The sequence below is a fragment of the Roseburia sp. AF42-8 genome (assembly GCF_003435965.1).
Lineage (GTDB): Bacteria > Bacillota > Clostridia > Lachnospirales > Lachnospiraceae > Roseburia_C > Roseburia_C amylophila.
This window is the reverse complement of sequence record NZ_QTVB01000014.1, coordinates 1-15,647: the sequence shown is the minus strand read 5'-3', so window position 1 is coordinate 15,647 and position 15,647 is coordinate 1. Positions and strand designations below refer to the sequence as shown.

The window sequence follows — 15,647 nt, the reverse complement described above, 5'->3', positions numbered from 1 at the left end:
GGTGGATGGCGTTATGCCACAGATTGCACTGTTAAGTCAGGAAACAATTGATAAAATTGCGGCAGGAGAAGTCATCGAACGACCAAGCTCGGTGGTAAAGGAGTTAGTGGAAAATGCGATAGATGCAGGTTCCAGTGCAGTAACGGTTGAAATCAAAGAAGGTGGAATATCCTTTATCCGTATTTCGGACAATGGTTGCGGAATCGAAAGGGAACAGATTCCTTTGGCATTTTTGCGTCATTCCACCAGTAAGATTAAATCCGTAGAAGATTTGTTTACCGTTACATCCTTAGGGTTCCGAGGTGAAGCATTATCAAGTATCGCAGCAGTAAGTCAGGTGGAACTCATTACAAAGACGAACGGTGATTTTACCGGATCCCGTTATCTCATTGAAGGCTCAAAGGAAGTCTCTTTAGAAGAAATCGGTGCGCCGGATGGAACCACTTTTATTGTACGGAATCTTTTTTATAATACACCGGCAAGAAAGAAATTCTTAAAATCCGCCCAGACAGAAGGCACCTATATTCATGAACTGATGCAGCGGATGATTTTATCCCATCCAGACGTAGCTTTCAAATTTATTATGAATAATCAGGTAAAACTGCAGTCATCCGGAAATGGAAATATCAAGGATATTATCTACCATTTATACGGAAGGGATATTACAAAAGCGCTGCTTCCGATTGCACATGAAAGCGAGCTTTTTAAAGTCAGTGGATTTATTGGAAAGCCGATGATTTCCAGAGGAAACCGGGGCTACGAATTATATTTTGTCAATGGCAGATTTATCCGGAGCCAGATTTTATCCAAAGCTATAGAGGATGCCTTTAAACCGTTTCTGATGCAGCATCAGTATCCCTTTACGGTACTTTATTTTGAGATTGACAGCAGTCTTTTGGATGTAAATGTGCATCCCACTAAGATGGAACTTCGCTTTTCCAACCAGCAGGAGCTGTACCGGGAAGTGCAGAGTATTTTATCGGCAGCGCTAGTGCACCGTGATATTATACCGGAAGTTCCGGTGGATACACCAAAGAAAAACGAGATGGAAGTTCCTAAGATAGAGAAGGTAATGCCGGAGCCATTTGAGCAGAAACGTTTGGAAGAAATCCGGAAGGCAGTACGAAAAGACAGTCCTTACGAAATAAAATATCCTGTCAGCAGACCAATGGGAACCGGGTCAGTCAGCTCTGCGGCACAGGAAAAGCTTCTTGATACGATAAAATCAATGCCACCGGAAGATATGACGGAAGAACGGATTCAGAAAGAGCCGCTTCCGGAACAATCGAAAAAAGAAACGGAAAAAGAACTGGCAAAGGAAGCCTATGTCATCCGTGAGGAAGAAACCTATGGAGCAAAGCCGGAAGGAAGCTATGAACAGGGTTCTTTCTTAAAAGAAGAGGAGATGGCAAAGCAGAAGATTATCGGACAGCTTTTTGATACCTACTGGCTGGTAGAATATAATGACAGACTTTTCATTGTAGACCAGCATGCTGCCCATGAAAAAGTCATGTATGAAAAATTAAAAAAGCAGTTTGAGAAGAAAGAGTTTACTTCTCAGGCTATCAGCCCGCCGATTGTCATAACATTATCCATGCGTGAGGCAGAAGTACTGGAGCGATTCAAAGAACAATTTACGAAGCTTGGTTTCGAAATTGAGCACTTTGGTGGTGCAGAATACAGTATCTGTGGAGTGCCGGGTAATCTTTACCGGCTGAATACCAGGGATGTATTGATTGAAATGTTAGATGAGCTTACTGATGGCATATCCGAGCGGGCAACTGCGGATGTTATTTTAGATAAGATTGCATCCATGTCCTGCAAAGCTGCAGTAAAGGGAAGCCAGAGACTGAGCCTGCCGGAAATGGAACAGCTTATGAAGGATTTGATGAAGCTTGATAATCCATATAACTGTCCACATGGAAGACCAACGATTATTGCCATGTCAAAATATGAAATTGAGAAAAAGTTCAAGCGGATTGTGTAGGATGATATGATGAAAAAACCAATTGTAGTATTGACAGGTCCTACTGCAGTAGGAAAAACAGAATTATCCATTCAGCTTGCAAAGGCCATTGGCGGAGAGATTATCTCCGCCGATTCCATGCAGGTGTATAAATATATGGATGTGGGCTCTGCAAAAATCACACCGGAAGAAATGGATGGTGTACGTCATTATCTGGTGGATGAATTGGAGCCTTTCGAGGAATTCCATGTGGTAAAATTTCAGGAATATGCGAAAAAATATTTAAACGAAATTTATGCCCACGGAAAGATTCCGATTATTGCCGGCGGCACCGGATTTTATATTCAGGCTCTGTTAAATGATATTGATTTTACGGAACAGGAAAGTGACAGTGCATACCGGAAAGAGTTGGAAGCGCTGGCAGAAGAACATGGCAACCAGTATCTTCATGACCGGTTAAGGGAAGTGGACCCGGAATCTGCCGAAGCCATCCATCCGAATAACAGAAAACGCGTCATCCGTGCGTTGGAATTCTATCAGGAGACCGGTAGAAAGATTTCTGAGCATAATGCAAAAGAGCAGATGCGGACTTCACCTTATAATTTTGCCTATTTTGTATTAAATGATGAGCGCAGCCACTTATACAAAAGAATCGATGCCAGAGTAGATAAAATGATAGAAGATGGACTGGAAGCAGAAGTCCGCCGCTTAAAGGAAATGGGCTGCACCAAAGATATGGTGGCAATGCAGGGAATTGGCTATAAAGAAATGTTATCCTATCTTGATGGCGGTTATTCTTTGGAAGAAGCAGTTTATATTATCAAGCGGGAAACAAGACATTTCGCCAAACGGCAGATTACATGGTTTAAACGGGAACGGGATGTCATCTGGCTTAACAAAAATGAGTTCGATTATAAAAATGAGGCAATTCTTGCATACATGATAAAGATACTTAAGGAAAAAGCTATTATTTCTTAAGTTTTTATTCATACAAAAAGAAAGAGAACATTATATGATAGACTTGCTGTAATTTAGAAAGAAATTGCAGCCGGAAAGACGAGGAAAATGATGAAAGACGAAATGATTGAAAAGAAATATGAAGAAATGGGTATCAGCAAAGAAGTATACCGTTTTGGAAAAAGATAGAGGATGAATTAAAAGAACGTTTTGCAGCAATTGATGCAACAGCAGAATATAATCAGATGAAAGTAATTGATGCCATGCAGAAAAACAGAGTTTCCGCAGAATGCTTTGCCATGTCCAATGGATATGGATATAACGATCTGGGAAGAGATACACTGGAAAAAGTATACGCAAGCTGTTTCCATGGAGAAGATGCTCTGGTCCGTCCGCAGATTACCTGCGGAACCCATGCACTGGCCCTGGCATTGATGTCAAATTTAAGACCGGGGGACGAATTATTATCACCGGTAGGAAAACCGTACGATACCTTAGAGGAAGTTATCGGTATCCGACCATCCAAAGGCTCACTGGCAGAATATGGCATTACTTATCGCCAGGTAGATTTACTTTCCGATGGCAGCTTTGATTATGAGAATATCAAAAAAGCAATCAATGAGAAAACACATCTTGTGACCATTCAGCGTTCCAAGGGATACCAGACAAGACCTACCTTATCCGTAGAGCGGATTGGAGAACTGATTTCCTTTATCAAATCCATAAAACCGGACGTTATCTGTATGGTAGATAACTGCTACGGTGAATTTGTAGAAGAAAGAGAGCCGCTGGATGTAGGAGCAGACATGATTGTAGGTTCCTTGATTAAGAATCCGGGGGGCGGACTGGCACCAATCGGCGGCTATATTGTCGGCAAAAAAGAATGTGTGGAAAATGCAGCATACCGCCTTACTTCTCCGGGACTCGGCAAAGAAGTGGGTGCTTCCTTAAATGTAATTTCTTCTTTCTATCAGGGACTGTTTCAGGCACCGGTAGTTACAGCAGGTGCATTAAAGGGTGCAATTTTTGCTGCAAATATCTACGAAAGACTGGGCTTTGCCGTTGTACCGAATGGCACAGAGAGCCGTCACGATATTATTCAGGCAGTTACCTTAAACAGCCCGGAAGGTCTGATTGCATTCTGCAAAGGAATTCAGGCTGCAGCGCCGGTGGACAGCTATGTAACACCGGAGCCATGGGCAATGCCGGGCTATGACAGTGATGTCATTATGGCTGCCGGGGCATTTGTACAGGGTTCCTCCATTGAATTAAGTGCCGATGGTCCGTTAAGAGAGCCGTATGCCGTATATTTTCAGGGTGGACTGACCTGGTATCATGCAAAACTTGGAATCCTGATGTCTTTACAAAAACTTTATGAACAGAAACTTGTTAATGAAGATATGATGTGTTAATATAAAGTATATGCCTTTTTGGAAGAAATGGGTTACCGGTGAGAGTAGAAAGAGGTTATAATATGACGGCAAAAAATCTGCCAGTCTCCGAACAGCCCTATGAAAAGTGCTTGAAATCCGGGGCGGCATCCCTATCGGATGCAGAGCTTTTAGCGGTAATTATCCGCTGTGGCACAAATGGAAGTTCTTCAACAGAAGTAGCAAAGCATGTATTGAGCAAACGCACCGGAAATCTTTTAGGGCTTTATCAGATGAGTCTTAAGGAATTACAGGAGGTTCCGGGTATCGGGAAAGTAAAAGCAATCCAGTTAAAGTGTATTGCAGAGCTTTCAAAACGGATTGCACAGACCGGACGCCAGCAGACAGTTGTAATGCAGAATGCTTTTTCCGTAGCAGACTATTATATGGAACAGCTTCGGCATGAAGAAAAAGAACATCTGATGCTTTGCATGTTTGATACGAAGTGTCATTTGATTGCAGATTCCATTCTTTCAATTGGCACAGTAAATGCCTCACTGATTTCCCCGAGGGAGATTTTCTTGAAAGCATTTGAATATCATGCAGTACATGTGATTTTAGTGCATAATCATCCCAGCGGAAATCCGCTACCAAGCAGGCAGGACATTGAAGTTACCAGAAAGATAGTAGAAGGCGGCAGGCTTCTTGGAATTGAGCTTGCTGATCATATTATTATTGGTGATAAAAAATATTTTAGTTTTAAAGAACAGGAAATGCTATGATTTCCGGAGGGAGAAAGAAATGTCGAATAACATTTATGGAATTGATCTTGGAACCTCTAATATGAAGGTATATTGCAAGGCAACTGGGAAAATACTAAATGAAAAAAATACGATTGCCATCATAAATAAGAATCAGATGTATGCTTATGGTGATGCAGCGTATGCAATGTATGAGAAGGCACCGGAGCAGATTCAGGTTTCTTTTCCGATTATCTGTGGTGTTATTGCAGATTTTAATAATATGCAGACCATGATACAGGAATTTTTAGAAAAACACGCAAAGGGCAAGACCCGTGGTGCAGAATTTATCGTTGCGGTACCAACAGATATTACGGAAGTTGAGAAAAAAGCTTTCTTTGATATCTTTTATAAGAGCAAAATGAAACCGAAGTCTGTCCTTTTATGTGAGAAGCCATTGGCTGATGCTGTTGGTTTGGGACTTGATGTTAATGAGCCGACCGGAGCCATGATTGTAGATATCGGAGCAGATACCACAGAAATTTCAGTAATTTCCCTGGGTGGACTTGTATTAAGTGACTTACTGCATTTTGGTGGAAATCGCATTGATGACTCCATCAGCAGTTATATCAAAAAGAACTTTAATCTTGTGATCGGGCGCAAAACTGCTAAGACTTTAAAAGAAGAACTTGGTTCCGGTACACCTGGCATGGAAAAGAGTATGGTTATAGTTGGCCGTGACGTAGTCAGTGGTCTGCCGATTGAGATGGAGATTACTGCAGAAGTCATTTATGCTGCAATTAAGGATAATCTTAATTCTATCTGTAACTCTATTAAAATGATTTTGGAGAAGACTCCGCCTGAACTTGCAAAGGATATTATTCATTCCGGTATTTATATTACTGGTGGCGGTTCTAAAATACATAATCTGGATAAATTATTTACTGAGATTACCAATATAAAGGTAAATTCCTGCGAGAATCCGGAAGAATGTGCAGTTCGCGGATTGAATAAGATTGTTTCAGATGAAAAATATAAACATTTAGGATTCAGTATGAAGTCCAAAATATATAAATAGAGGCATAAAATGAGACGTAGACCAAAACATCAAATTCCAACAAAGTATATATTATTGTCCATGACCGCATTATGTATTCTGGCAATGTATGTCAGTTTTTCATTGAATCTTGGTGGTGGACCGTTGAATTCGATTGCCGGTGCAATTTTTGAACCAATGCAGAAGGGAATCAATTATGCTGGTACATGGCTTTCTGACAAGGCAGATAATTTAAAAAATCTGAATGACGTCATGGAAGAAAACGAACAGTTGAAGGGACAGGTAGAAGAACTGACCAACGAATTAAACACCATTAAATTAGAACAGTATGAACTGGATAATTTAAGGGAACTGTTAGCTTTAGACCAGCAGTATTCGGATTACAAGAAAACCGGAGCAAATGTTATCGGAAAGGATCCGGGCAACTGGTTTTCCATCTTCACCATTGACAAAGGCTCCAAAGATGGAATTGAAGTAGATATGAATGTCATTGCCGGAAACGGACTGGTAGGAATTGTTATTGATGTTGGACCACATTATGCAAAGGTGCGTTCTGTGATTGATGATTCTGCCAAGGTATACGGCATGATATTAAATACGTCAGATAACTGTATCATAAATGGTAATCTTCAGAGTATGAATGAAGACCAGGTAATCGAGTTCTCCGGATTAAACGACAGTGAGAACAAGGTTCAGATAGGAGATCAGATTGTAACTTCCAATGTCAGTGACAAATATCTGCAGGGCATTCTGGTTGGATATGTCAGCAGTATTTCGGAAGATTCCAACCACCTGACCAAATCAGGAACCATTACTCCGGCAGTTGACTTTGAACATCTTCAGCAGGTTTTGGTTATACTTGACAAAAAGGAAACGGGGTCTGATTGATGAGAAGAAAAATCACCGTTACATTAATTATTATTGTATGCTTTTTATTGCAAAGCACATTATTTAAGGCGTTATCCTTTGCGTCTATTTCTCCGAATCTTTTGATTGTGGTCTGTGCATCTTTTGGATTTATGCGCGGAAGAAAAGAAGGGATATTTATCGGTTTCTTCAGTGGACTGCTGATAGATATCTTTTTTGGGGAGATGATTGGATTTTATGCCCTTTTATATATGTATGCAGGCTTCTTAAACGGATGCTTTAAGAAGATGTTTTACCCGGACGATATTAAGCTTCCAATGCTTTTGATTGCCGGAAGTGATTTATCTTATAATCTGTTTATCTACTTTTTCCGGTTTTTATTCCGCAAGCAGTTTGCAATTGGATATTATATGTTACACATTATCATACCGGAACTTGTATACACGCTTTTGATTTCTGTAGTTTTATATTTCATTATTTTGAAAATTAACCAGCGGTTAGAGCGTATTGAAAAAAGGAGTGCAGCGAAATTTGTTTGATACACTGAAAGAAATACTTCATAAAGTTGCAAAATCAAGAATATTTGTACTCTGCGTTGTCATGATTCTTTTGTCATCGACTCTGATAGGCAGACTATTTTACCTTCAGATTATCAAAGGTGAAGAGTATCAGGATAATTACAGTTTAAAAATCCAGAAACCACGTATCTTAAATGGTTCCCGTGGCAATATTTATGACCGTAATGGTAATCTTTTAGCCTACAACGAACTGGCAAACAGCGTAACCATTGAGGATAATGGTTCTTATGACAAGACTTCAGAAAAGAATGAGGCTCTTAATACAGAACTTTACAATATTATCAAAGAGCTGGATAAAAACGGCGATGTCATTGAAAATGATTTTGAAATCGGACTGGATGATGACGGGAACTATTATTATACGGTAGAGGGAACCACATTAAAGCGTTTCCTTGCTGACACTTATGGACATTCTTCTGCAGATGATTTAGTCTATAATAAGAATCTGAAATATAACGAAGCAGAAGCAACCCCAAAGCAGGTAATGGATTATCTTTGCAGATCCAGTGACAAAAATGGCTATGATTTATCGGAAGATGATTATGCCAGAGAAGACTTATACCGGATTGTGGTATTGCGTTGTGCCATTGCAGAAAACAGCTATCAGAAATATATTTCCACAACCATTGCCCAAAATGTTAGTGATGAAACCGTAGCATATATTACAGAAAATATGAATGCATTGCAGGGTGTGGATATCTCGGAAGATACCATCCGAAAATATGTAGACAGCGAGTATTTTTCCCATATTATCGGATATACCGGAAAGATTTCCCAGGAAGAATATGATGAATTATCTGCTGATAATGATGAGTATTCTTTAAATGATGTCATTGGAAAATCCGGAATTGAGCAGGTTATGGACGAAACACTGCAGGGTAAAAAGGGCAGTGAAACCGTTTATGTAGACAGCCTTGGAAAAGTAATGGAGACAACCGAGCGGATTGAGCCACAGGCTGGAAATGATGTTTATCTTTCTATTGATAAAGATTTGCAGGAAGCGGTTTATAATCTTTTGGAACAGGAAATTGCCGGAATTTTATATTCTAAAATTGTGAATATCAAAGAATATAATACCGCAGCCGGAACAGCGTCCGATATTCTGATTCCAATTGATGATGTGTATTTTGCATTGATTAATAATAATGTATTGGATTTAAACCACTTTAGTACTGAAGATGCTTCCGATGTGGAAAAACAGATTTTCAGTGCCTTTGGAAGTAAACAGCAAACAGTATTAGCCCAGGTGGAAAGCAGCCTTAGCAGTTCAGCAGCAACTCCAGTGGATGAGTTGCCTGAGGAAATGCAGGATTATATGACCTATATTCCGAAAATGCTGGTCAATAATAAAATTTTGCTTACAGATTCCATTGACAAATCGGATGAAACTTATAAAAATTATGCAGGTAATAAAATCAGTGTAAATGAATATTTAAATTATGCTATCAGCCAGAAATGGATTGATATCACGAAGTTTTCCGTAGACGAGAAGTATTCTGATTCTTCCGAAATCTATGATGCACTGGTCAGCTATATTGTAGAAGAACTGGCATCAGATAAGGGATTTTCAAAAATTATGTATAAGTACATGATTCACGATGACCTGATTAATGGAACGCAGCTTTGTCTTGCACTTTTTGACCAAAAAGTGTTAAACTATGATGACACGGCAGTAAGTGGGTTACAGTCCGGCAGCATCAGTGCCTTTAATTTTATAAAAGAAAAGGTGAAGAATCTTGAGATTACACCGGCACAGCTTGCATTGGATCCTTGTTCCGGCTCCTGTGTCATTACAGATGTAAAGACCGGCGAACTGTTGGCCTGTGTTACTTATCCGGGCTATGATACCAACCGTCTGGCAAATACAGTAGACAGTAATTATTATAATTTGCTGTATCAGGATTTATCAAATCCGTTCTATAATAATGCAACACAGCAGACGACGGCACCTGGTTCTACCTTTAAGATGGTTACTGCAACAGCAGGACTTACTGAGGGTATTATTTCACCTGGTACAACTATTTTGGATAAAGGACAGTTTGAAGAAGTGGCAAATGGACCAAAATGTTGGATTTATCCAAGCAGTCACGGTTCCATCAATGTTTCAGAGGCATTAAGAGATTCCTGTAACTATTTCTTTTATAAAGTTGGTTACGATTTAAGTATGGTAAATGGAACTTATAATGAAGACCATGGTGTGGAAATGATTAATAAATACTCATCCATGTATGGTCTTGATTCTAAAACCGGAATTGAAATTGCAGAAAGTAAACCGAAGCAGACCACAGAGTTCCCGATTACTTCTGCAATCGGACAGAGTAACAACAGTTTTACTACGGTACAGTTATCCCGTTATGTAACCGCAGTTGCAAACAGTGGAACCGTATATAATTATACCCTGTTAAAACAGGTTACAGATTCCGATGGTAACGTATTAGAAACCTATGAACCGACCGTAAAGAACACGATGGACAATATTTCAGAGAGTACCTGGGATACCATTCATTCCGGTATGAAAATGGTGGTAGAAACGCATGAACAGTTTGAGGGGCTTGGTGTGGATTCGGCCGGTAAGACAGGTACGGCACAGCAGGTACCAACCAGACCAAACCATGCGTTATATGTAGGATATGCACCATATAATAATCCTGAGATTTCCATTGCAACCCGTATTGCATACGGATATACATCAGCCAATACTGCAGAACTTGCTGCATCAGTATATAAATATTATTTCCATTTGGAGGATACATCTACCTTGTTAGATGGTCAGGCAGAAGATGTTGGAGCTGCTGCCAATGCCTTTAATGATTAAATGTCAGGAGGGAAGTATATGTCGCAACCAGTTGTTTTAAAGAGTAATCCCCATGGAATCAATCTGATTTTAGATGATAGAATTCCATTTCAGGAGCTATTAGACGAGATACTTCATAAATTTAAAGAATCCGACAAATTCTTTAAAAATGCCAGAATTGCCTTGTCTTTTGAGGGCAGGGAATTAAGTCAGGAAGAAGAACTTGCAATCGTTGATTTGATCAGTCGAAATACCAGCATTGATGTGGTATGTATTTTAAATAATAATTCCCTGCGGGATGAAATCTGTGCCCGAAAGATTCAGGAATTTGATGAAAGCCAGTCTGGAAGAACCGGTGAATTCTATAAGGGAACACTGCGAAGTGGACAGGTCATTGAATGTAAGACAAGCATTGTTGTACTTGGCGATGTGAACCCAGGTGCAAAAATTATTGCAAAAGGAAATATTGTGGTATTAGGCTCGCTTCGTGGCAATGCCTATGCTGGAGCGGCAGGAGATGAGCATACCTTTGTAGCTGCCCTTGATATGGACCCGGTACAGATTAAAATAGGTAATGTAATTGGAAGAAGCTCTGACCGCGGACCACTGAGTGCCATTAAGAACCGGCGGAAGACTTTAGAACCGCAGGTAGCTGTTGTTATGGATGATTCCATACTAATCGAACCGATTACAAGTGGATTATTAATGAATATATAAGATTTAGGAGGAAGAATAAATCATGAGCGAAGTAATTGTTATTACATCAGGAAAAGGCGGTGTTGGTAAGACAACAACTACTGCAAATGTAGGAACCGGTCTTGCACAGTTAAATAAAAAAGTAGTATTGATTGATACCGATATCGGATTACGTAACCTTGATGTAGTTATGGGTCTTGAGAACCGTATTGTATACAATCTGGTAGATGTTGTAGAAGGCAACTGCAGAATCAAACAGGCATTAATCAAAGATAAGAAATATCCGAACCTTTTCTTATTGCCGTCTGCCCAGACCAGGGATAAAACCTCTGTTACACCGGAGCAGATGCAGAAATTAGTAGAAGAATTAAGAGAAGAATTTGATTACATATTATTAGACTGCCCGGCTGGAATCGAGCAGGGATTTAAAAATGCAATTGCAGGAGCAGACCGTGCACTGGTTGTTACCACACCGGAGGTATCTGCAATCCGTGATGCAGACCGTATCATTGGTCTTTTAGAGGCAAATGAGATTAAGAAAATCGAGTTAATCGTAAATCGACTGCGTATGGATATGGTAAAACGTGGCGATATGATGTCCATTGAAGATGTTCATGAGATTCTTGCTATCGATTTAATCGGTGCAGTTCCGGATGACGAACAGATTGTAATCTCAACCAACCAGGGTGAGCCGTTAGTAGGCTCTGACAGCCTTGCAGGACAGGCATATTTAAATATCTGTAAACGTATCATGGGAGAAGAAGTACCGCTTCTTGACTTAGAGTCTAAAAATGGCGTATGGTCTAAATTCGTAAGTTTATTTAAGAAAAACTAGGGGGATAATAATTATGGGATTCATGGATTTTTTTAAGAAAAAGAATTCCGGTAATGTAGCGAAAGACCGTCTGAAATTATTGTTGATTTCAGACCGTGCTGACTGCTCACCGGATGTAATGGAAAATATCAAAAACGATATTATCCAGGTAATATCAAAGTATATGGAAATTGATGCGGAAGGGCTTGATATTCAGATTACCCAGACCGAATCAGATGGTAATAACGGAGCTGTTCCGGCATTGTTTGCAAATATTCCGATTAAGGATTTGAAGCATTCCGGAAAATAATAGACTTCAGATTGGAAGTAGTGATTTATGTTAAAACAATACCGCTTAAGAGACTACCGTTTCCGACTGGTATTTTATGTGGTGGCACTGACCATCATTGGAATTATGGTAGTTGGCAGTGCAAAGCCTTCCGTACAGAATAAGCAGATTGCAGGATTAATCTTAGGTCTGATTGTAATGGTTGGTATATCGCTGATTGATTACAATTTTATATTGAAATTCAGTTGGATATTCTATTTTGTTAATGTGGCTTTATTGGCAGCTATCTTTGTCATTGGAGAAAAGACAAAAGGCGCGCGCCGCTGGCTGAAGCTTGGAATCCGCTTTCAGCCTTCCGAATTAGGCAAAATCCTGTTAGTTTTGTTTTTTGCCTATTATCTAAGCAAAAATAAAGATAAACTGAATAATATCCGGACGCTGTTTTGTACGCTGGTATTGGCAGCAGTACCGCTTCTTCTGATTTTTAAGGAGCCGGATCTTTCTACCACAATTGTTACAGCATTAATTTTTGCATCCCTCTTGTTTATTGCCGGATTAAGTTATAAAATAGTAATGGGTGTGCTGGCAGTGGCAGTTCCGTCACTGGTTGTGGTCTTAACGCTGGTATTACAGCCGGGACAGAAACTTTTGACAGGAAATCAGGCACTTCGTATTTTAGGCTGGCTGGAACCCGATAAATATCCTAACATTGCATATCAGCAGCAGAACTCGATTATGGCAGTGGGCTCCGGACAACTCTGGGGCAAGGGACTTAATAATACGAATATTGTTTCTGTTAAAAACGGTAACTTTATATCAGAACCACAGACAGACTTTATTTTTTCTATAGTAGGTGAAGAGATGGGCTTTATCGGCAGTGTTATTATTATCGTATTACTGTTTCTTATTACCATAGAATGTCTGTTGGTTGCAAGACGTGCAAAAGACATGGCAGGCCGGTTGATTGCCAGCGGAATTGCTGCATTGATTGGTTTCCAGAGTTTTGTAAATATATGCGTTGTCACAGGCTTGATGCCAAATACTGGACTTCCACTTCCTTTTGTAAGCTATGGATTAACATCGTTAGTCACGCTGTTTGCGGGAATTGGTCTGGTAATGAATGTAGGGCTTCAGCCTAGAAAATATGGACAGGGGGACTAAACGAATGAATATCGGTTTGATTGCACACGACGCGAAGAAAAAGCTTATGCAGAATTTTTGTATTGCATACCGGGGAATTCTTTGTAAAAATGAACTTTTTGCAACGGGAACTACCGGAAGACTAATTGAGGAAGTAGCAAATCTGAATGTCCACAAATATCTCGCAGGTCATTTAGGCGGTGCACAGCAGCTTGGTGCACAGATTGAGCATAACGAGATTGACCTTGTGATTTTCCTGCGTGATCCATTATCACAGAAGTCACATGAGCCGGATGTAAACAGTGTTGTTCGTTTATGCGATATACACAATATTCCGCTGGCAACAAATCTTGCTACTGCAGAGCTTTTGATTAAATCATTAGACAGAGGAGACCTTGAGTGGCGTGAAATGTATAAATAAACGTGTACTGGCAGGTCTGCTTGTTGTATGTGTGTTCGTATCTGTAACGGGTTGTGGGAAAGCCAAAAGCGTTGTAGAGAATGGCTATCCGGTATATGGAGAAAGCAGCAGCGTAAATGTGCTATCCGGTGCAGAGGATACGGTCAGCTCTTATTTTGGTGCCAATTTATGTGTTGGCGGAACTGAAAATATCGGGCAGGAATCCGTAGAACATAACAGTGTGGCAGAGGCCGCCGGAGTATTTAACACGGCAACTAATACAATTACATATGCCCAGAATATATATGAGCGGATGTATCCGGCTAGTACAACAAAGATACTGACCGCTTATCTTGCTATCAAATATGGAAATCTCAGTGATGTGGTAACAATCAGTGACAATGCCGTAAATCTGGCATCTGATTCTTCTAAATGTGGATTGCAGGCGGGAGACCAGATGACTTTACAGGATTTACTTTATGGTCTGATGCTGCGAAGCGGAAATGATGCAGCCATTGCAATTGCAGAACATATTTCCGGTTCCGTAGAAGCTTTTGTGGATTTGATGAATCAGGAAGCACAGCAACTTGGTGCAACCGGTTCTCATTTTATGAATCCAAATGGACTGCCGGATGAGAATCATTATACAACCGTTTATGATTTGTATCTGATTTTCCAAAAGGCATTACAGGACGAGACCTTTTACCAGCTGATTTCTACCAGTTCCTATACCACCAATTATACAGCGGCAGATGGCAGTGCTAAGACCCAGGACTGGAGCAGTACCAATCAGTATAAAACCGGTGAATCCAAATTACCGGATGGATTTACACTGGTGGGCGGTAAGACAGGAACCACCGGGGACGCAGGATTCTGTCTTGTGTTACTTACGGATAATGCCGGTGGACAACCGGTGATATCCATTGTATTAAAGGCAGACTGTAAATCCAATCTGTATCTTATGATGAATGAAATACTTGCCGGATGTGGTAACTAGGCATTGTATAAAGCAGCAACATATTATATAATGAACTTATATAGTTCTTCATTGAAGAAAATAATGTCTGGGAGGAAATGCGATGATTGAAATAATTGCAGGAGAAAAGGGTAAAGGAAAGACAAAAGTATTACTGGATAAGGTAAACGAAGCTGTAAAAACAGTCGGTGGCAGCATTGTATATCTGGATAAGAGCCAGAAACATATGTATGAGCTGGACAATAAAGTCAGACTTGTCAATGTTGCAGATTTTCCAATATCCAATTGTGATGAGTTTTTAGGTTTTATATGTGGTATTGTTTCATCTGATCATGATTTACATGAGATGTATCTGGATAGTTTTCTTACGATTTCCGGTATGAAGGACGAAGAATTTACCCATGCTATTGAAAAACTTGATGTCATCAGTGAGAAGTATAAAGTTAAATTTATTTTAAGTATTTCTATGGATGCTTCAAAACTTCCAGAATGTGCAAAAGCAAAAGTAGTTGTAGCACTTTAAAAATGCCTGAATTGGCAGTAAAAGCGGTGTCTTAAGTCCTTAAAATGCTTAAGACACCTTTTTTACTAAGCCTGTTCGATAGAGCGGATTCGTCCGTAGGCAGAAAGCAGATAAAGACCGCTGATTCCGACAAGTGCATAGATAATGCGGGAAAGCCAGCTCATATTACCAAACAGAAATGCCACCAGGTCAAATCGGAAGAATCCGATGAGTCCCCAGTTGATGGCTCCAATGATTACAAGTGTTAGTAATGTATAATCTAATCCTTTTGAACTCATAGCCAAAGTCCTCCTTTACTATGTAGTATGGTGCAAAGTGGATAACATTATACATCAATTTCTATTTATTCTTTATAAAGGCGGAACGATTGTGGCTGAAACAAAAAAGATTGTAAAGTATCGAAAACCATTTCATTTAAATATAGAGATTGTCATTTTTGTCATTATTCTTGTATATATTCTTTTTATGTATTTTCTTATT

At 39.8% G+C, this 15,647-nt stretch carries 15 protein-coding genes and 1 pseudogene; 15 read left to right on the top strand and 1 reads right to left on the bottom strand.

Annotation, left to right across the window (positions count from 1 at the left end):
• Positions 1-13 precede the first annotated feature (13 nt).
• The 15 genes and pseudogenes from mutL to DW059_RS07675 all read left to right on the top strand — a co-directional run bounded on the left by mutL (position 14) and on the right by DW059_RS07675 (position 15,167).
• Positions 14-1,987: a DNA mismatch repair endonuclease MutL gene (mutL, locus tag DW059_RS07745; RefSeq protein ID WP_117698418.1), complete on the top strand. Its 1,974-nt coding sequence runs from the start codon at positions 14-16 to the stop codon at positions 1,985-1,987.
• 6 nt (positions 1,988-1,993) lie between these two features.
• Positions 1,994-2,944, top strand: a complete 951-nt coding sequence (gene miaA / locus DW059_RS07740) for a tRNA (adenosine(37)-N6)-dimethylallyltransferase MiaA (RefSeq protein ID WP_117698379.1) — start codon at positions 1,994-1,996, stop codon at positions 2,942-2,944.
• Positions 2,945-3,046: 102 nt separating this feature from the next.
• Positions 3,047-4,335, top strand: a pseudogene (locus DW059_RS07735) (methionine gamma-lyase family protein).
• A gap of 62 nt (positions 4,336-4,397) precedes the next feature.
• On the top strand, positions 4,398-5,075 hold the full coding sequence (radC, locus tag DW059_RS07730) for a RadC family protein (protein WP_117698378.1): 678 nt from the start codon (positions 4,398-4,400) through the stop codon (positions 5,073-5,075).
• A 19-nt stretch (positions 5,076-5,094) separates the two neighbouring features.
• Entirely contained in the window at positions 5,095-6,111 is a 1,017-nt protein-coding gene (locus DW059_RS07725) for a rod shape-determining protein (RefSeq protein ID WP_022243806.1), read from the top strand.
• Between the two features lie 9 nt (positions 6,112-6,120).
• Positions 6,121-6,978 (top strand): rod shape-determining protein MreC, encoded by an 858-nt coding sequence (gene mreC / locus DW059_RS07720; protein WP_117698377.1) that lies wholly within the window; start codon positions 6,121-6,123, stop codon positions 6,976-6,978.
• Entirely contained in the window at positions 6,978-7,496 is a 519-nt protein-coding gene (mreD, locus tag DW059_RS07715) for a rod shape-determining protein MreD (RefSeq protein WP_022243808.1), read from the top strand. The genes mreC and mreD overlap by 1 nt, the downstream gene beginning before the upstream one ends.
• Positions 7,489-10,350, top strand: a complete 2,862-nt coding sequence (locus DW059_RS07710) for a penicillin-binding transpeptidase domain-containing protein (RefSeq protein WP_117698376.1) — start codon at positions 7,489-7,491, stop codon at positions 10,348-10,350. Before mreD ends, DW059_RS07710 begins: the two co-directional genes overlap by 8 nt.
• A gap of 18 nt (positions 10,351-10,368) precedes the next feature.
• Positions 10,369-11,046: a septum site-determining protein MinC gene (gene minC / locus DW059_RS07705; RefSeq protein ID WP_117698375.1), complete on the top strand. Its 678-nt coding sequence runs from the start codon at positions 10,369-10,371 to the stop codon at positions 11,044-11,046.
• Positions 11,047-11,068: 22 nt separating this feature from the next.
• Positions 11,069-11,860, top strand: coding sequence for a septum site-determining protein MinD (gene minD / locus DW059_RS07700; RefSeq protein WP_022243811.1), 792 nt, complete (start codon positions 11,069-11,071; stop codon positions 11,858-11,860).
• Between the two features lie 13 nt (positions 11,861-11,873).
• The gene (minE, locus tag DW059_RS07695; RefSeq protein ID WP_117698374.1) at positions 11,874-12,149 is read left to right on the top strand and encodes a cell division topological specificity factor MinE; all 276 of its coding nucleotides are present in this window, start codon (positions 11,874-11,876) and stop codon (positions 12,147-12,149) included.
• 27 nt (positions 12,150-12,176) lie between these two features.
• Positions 12,177-13,289 carry an FtsW/RodA/SpoVE family cell cycle protein gene (locus tag DW059_RS07690; protein ID WP_117698373.1) on the top strand — a complete coding sequence of 371 codons (1,113 nt, stop codon included), beginning with the start codon at positions 12,177-12,179 and terminating at the stop codon, positions 13,287-13,289.
• 4 nt (positions 13,290-13,293) lie between these two features.
• Positions 13,294-13,689, top strand: coding sequence for a methylglyoxal synthase (locus DW059_RS07685; RefSeq protein WP_022243814.1), 396 nt, complete (start codon positions 13,294-13,296; stop codon positions 13,687-13,689).
• The gene (locus DW059_RS07680) at positions 13,673-14,665 is read left to right on the top strand and encodes a D-alanyl-D-alanine carboxypeptidase family protein (protein WP_022243815.1); all 993 of its coding nucleotides are present in this window, start codon (positions 13,673-13,675) and stop codon (positions 14,663-14,665) included. Before DW059_RS07685 ends, DW059_RS07680 begins: the two co-directional genes overlap by 17 nt.
• Positions 14,666-14,747: 82 nt before the next feature.
• Positions 14,748-15,167 (top strand): twitching motility protein PilT, encoded by a 420-nt coding sequence (locus DW059_RS07675; protein WP_117698372.1) that lies wholly within the window; start codon positions 14,748-14,750, stop codon positions 15,165-15,167.
• Positions 15,168-15,232: 65 nt separating this feature from the next.
• Here the strand turns inward: DW059_RS07675 and DW059_RS07670 are convergent, their stop codons facing one another.
• Positions 15,233-15,445 carry a DUF378 domain-containing protein gene (locus DW059_RS07670; protein WP_022243817.1) on the bottom strand — a complete coding sequence of 71 codons (213 nt, stop codon included), beginning with the start codon at positions 15,443-15,445 and terminating at the stop codon, positions 15,233-15,235.
• Positions 15,446-15,647: the final 202 nt, after the last annotated feature.

Excerpts from the sequence above, each read along its gene's own strand:
- mutL (WP_117698418.1), top strand. The coding sequence starts at position 14 with ATGCCACAGATTGCACTGTTAAGTCAGGAAACAATTGATAAAATTGCG.
- miaA (WP_117698379.1), top strand. The coding sequence starts at position 1,994 with ATGATGAAAAAACCAATTGTAGTATTGACAGGTCCTACTGCAGTAGGA.
- radC (WP_117698378.1), top strand. The coding sequence starts at position 4,398 with ATGACGGCAAAAAATCTGCCAGTCTCCGAACAGCCCTATGAAAAGTGC.
- DW059_RS07725 (WP_022243806.1), top strand. The coding sequence starts at position 5,095 with ATGTCGAATAACATTTATGGAATTGATCTTGGAACCTCTAATATGAAG.
- mreC (WP_117698377.1), top strand. The coding sequence starts at position 6,121 with ATGAGACGTAGACCAAAACATCAAATTCCAACAAAGTATATATTATTG.
- mreD (WP_022243808.1), top strand. The coding sequence starts at position 6,978 with ATGAGAAGAAAAATCACCGTTACATTAATTATTATTGTATGCTTTTTA.
- minC (WP_117698375.1), top strand. The coding sequence starts at position 10,369 with ATGTCGCAACCAGTTGTTTTAAAGAGTAATCCCCATGGAATCAATCTG.
- minD (WP_022243811.1), top strand. The coding sequence starts at position 11,069 with ATGAGCGAAGTAATTGTTATTACATCAGGAAAAGGCGGTGTTGGTAAG.
- minE (WP_117698374.1), top strand. The coding sequence starts at position 11,874 with ATGGGATTCATGGATTTTTTTAAGAAAAAGAATTCCGGTAATGTAGCG.
- DW059_RS07690 (WP_117698373.1), top strand. The coding sequence starts at position 12,177 with ATGTTAAAACAATACCGCTTAAGAGACTACCGTTTCCGACTGGTATTT.
- DW059_RS07685 (WP_022243814.1), top strand. The coding sequence starts at position 13,294 with ATGAATATCGGTTTGATTGCACACGACGCGAAGAAAAAGCTTATGCAG.
- DW059_RS07675 (WP_117698372.1), top strand. The coding sequence starts at position 14,748 with ATGATTGAAATAATTGCAGGAGAAAAGGGTAAAGGAAAGACAAAAGTA.
- DW059_RS07670 (WP_022243817.1), bottom strand. The coding sequence starts at position 15,445 with ATGAGTTCAAAAGGATTAGATTATACATTACTAACACTTGTAATCATT.